The following is a 2,279-nucleotide window of genomic DNA, read 5'->3' as shown; positions in this document are numbered from 1 at the left end:
GTCCAAACCGGTTGCCGATCCGAGCCGTGAGACCAGCGCCTAGTGTCCTGCACCGGGAATTCGCTGAAGATATGAAGCAAGTCGTTCGAAAATCTCGTCGGGCAGCAGTCTCATCAATGGAACACCGCCTCCCCCACGGCAAGAAGTCGTCGCACGGCGAACGGCGGCAGGATCGGATCGACGCCCGGCTCGTACGGTGTGAGCTGCGTCCGAAACTCCCTGATGGCGTGCTGCTTGCGTCCTATCGCCGCACGGTCGACCCGGATCGCGGACATCCGGTGCCACGGAACTGCGTCGTCGTCCGGCCGGGCCCAGTGCCACATCCACACCGGGTACTCCAGCAATGTGGCGCCGGTACGCCCGACCGCGACTGCGCTCGATCGTCCCACCGCCTCGTGGTCGAGGTGCCCGTCTCCACGCCACGTGGCGGCACACCACGTCCCCTTGGGCATCGATTCGAGCAGCCCGGCGAGGAAAGCCGTCAGCTCCGGCTCGTTGGCACTCAAGTCGCCGTCAGGCAGACCGAGTGTGACGGGCGCACTCAGACCGAGGATCTGTGTGGCACGGAGCAATTCGGCTCGCCGATCGCTCTCGAGCCACACGCGTTCCCGTCTCGACAGCCCGCGATGGGCTCCGCCGCCGTCGGTCACCGATACCACCTGGACGTCCACGCCGCGTGACCGGAGGGCCGCCGCCGTCGCGCCGAAACCGAGCGTCTCGTCGTTCGGATGAGGTGCGACCAACACCAGCCCCGGGCAGTCGTCGAGGTTCAACTCGGGAAAGTTGCGCTGCCACCCACGCCACGTGCTCGCCGGCGTACCTCCGTCGGCGACCGGCCACGTGGCGAAGCGAGATGAGTTTCCCAACGATGCCGAACTCATTTCGCCGCCAACAGTCCGAGCGACGCGAGGTCGTGTTCAGCATGGCTCTGCCGCAGATAGATCGAGAGATCGGCGACGCGTTGAGCGTGACGCGCATCGAGCGCAAGCGGTTTGGCGGAGATCGCCACGCCAATGCGCTCGACGATCATGATCGGCTCGGCGACATCGCGTGGGATTACCCCGGTGCGATTGGCCGGAAACGTCGGCGGCCGGGAGGTTACCGTCGACGGACCGCGTTGAGCATCTCCACGACTAGCACGGCGATGTCCGACCTAGTGATACCTAGTGATTTTGGGAGTTTGACACCCGAACGTGCGGGTAGCCGACCTGAGTCTCATACCGCAGCGGTTGGCATCAGGAGGCAGCCATGAGCACCGCGCGCGAGCGCCCCGCGGCCACCGCCGGTCCGGACGCGAATCCGCCCCTCATCGACCTGACAACGACGAAGTCTTCGGCGGCCCGGGCGACCGCCCGGCGCAGGTGCGGGCGGTTGATTCACCTACGCCGATCTCGGGTAGCACTCGCGGACGGCGGATCGCTTCGCCACAGTTCTGATTTTGAGCCGAAGGAGTTAATGCGATGTGCCCGGGCGAACATGATCTGGAATACCCGCCGCCTCAAGTCACCCGACCCAGCGATCAAGTAGTTGAGTCCGGCGCCAACCCATTGTTCGCGGGGGTGAGTGACTTGTGTGCGCCAGTGCCGCGTACCGCGGGAATCGACGGAGTCTCGGTCGCGGTACTGAGCCCAACAACCCGGAGCCGGGAATTGGTATACGCGACCGACGCAGTCGCCCAGCAACTCGATGAATTGCAGTACACCATCGGCGAGGGACCTTGCTTTGACGCCTACCTCAAGCAATACCCACAGTTCTATCCCCAACTGGACACCGACGACGATGTCCCGCGCTGGCGATCCTTTGTCGCCGACGCAACCCGATTGGGCGTCCGTGCACTGTTCGCCTTTCCTCTGCCAGACGGTCAGCGACCGATGGGCGTGCTGGAGTTGTATCGGCGAGACCCCGGCGCTCTCACCGACGCCCAACGCGTCCGGGCGTCGGCCTTCGCGACAGCGATCGCCGCACGGCTACAGGCCAACTGGGAAATTTGGGTATCCCTGGCCGGGAGCGCCCAGCGTGCACTCGACGCCATCGTGACTTTCGACGCTCTCAACCAGGGCCGCGATGCGTTCACCCGAACGCAGGTACACGTCGCGGCCGGCATGGTGGCCGAGCAGTTGGGAATTTCCGCCGACGAGGGCGTAGATCGGCTGCGCGCCTATTCCTACGCGTACGAGCGGACTCTGTCCTCGGTCGCAGCCGACATCATCGCCCGCCGCTTGACGCTTCCTGGCTGAGTGTTGGCCGGCGATGGGCGCGCGACGCCAACGAGCCTGGGT

2 protein-coding genes and 1 pseudogene are annotated in these 2,279 nt (G+C 65.4%); 1 reads left to right on the top strand and 2 read right to left on the bottom strand.

Annotated features, from left to right (window positions below; all coding sequences use genetic code 11):
• Nucleotides 1-113 precede the first annotated feature (113 nt).
• The gene (locus tag ACRDUX_RS01625) at nt 114-881 is read right to left on the bottom strand and encodes a PIG-L deacetylase family protein (RefSeq protein ID WP_526410371.1); all 768 of its coding nucleotides are present in this window, start codon (nt 879-881) and stop codon (nt 114-116) included.
• Nucleotides 878-1,024 (bottom strand): annotated as a pseudogene (locus ACRDUX_RS01620) (acyl-CoA dehydrogenase); the annotation flags it as partial. The pseudogene ACRDUX_RS01620 and the gene ACRDUX_RS01625, both read right to left, overlap by 4 nt.
• Before the next feature lie 535 nt (nt 1,025-1,559).
• Here ACRDUX_RS01620 and ACRDUX_RS01615 point away from each other — a divergent pair.
• The gene (locus ACRDUX_RS01615) at nt 1,560-2,237 is read left to right on the top strand and encodes an ANTAR domain-containing protein (RefSeq protein WP_526410369.1); all 678 of its coding nucleotides are present in this window, start codon (nt 1,560-1,562) and stop codon (nt 2,235-2,237) included.
• Nucleotides 2,238-2,279: the final 42 nt, after the last annotated feature.

Origin of the sequence: Mycobacterium sp., assembly GCF_050701675.1 — a bacterium.
Taxonomy (GTDB): Bacteria; Actinomycetota; Actinomycetes; order Mycobacteriales; family Mycobacteriaceae; genus Mycobacterium.
The sequence above is the reverse complement of the archived record's forward strand: the minus strand, read 5'-3'. Positions and strand labels throughout refer to the sequence as shown.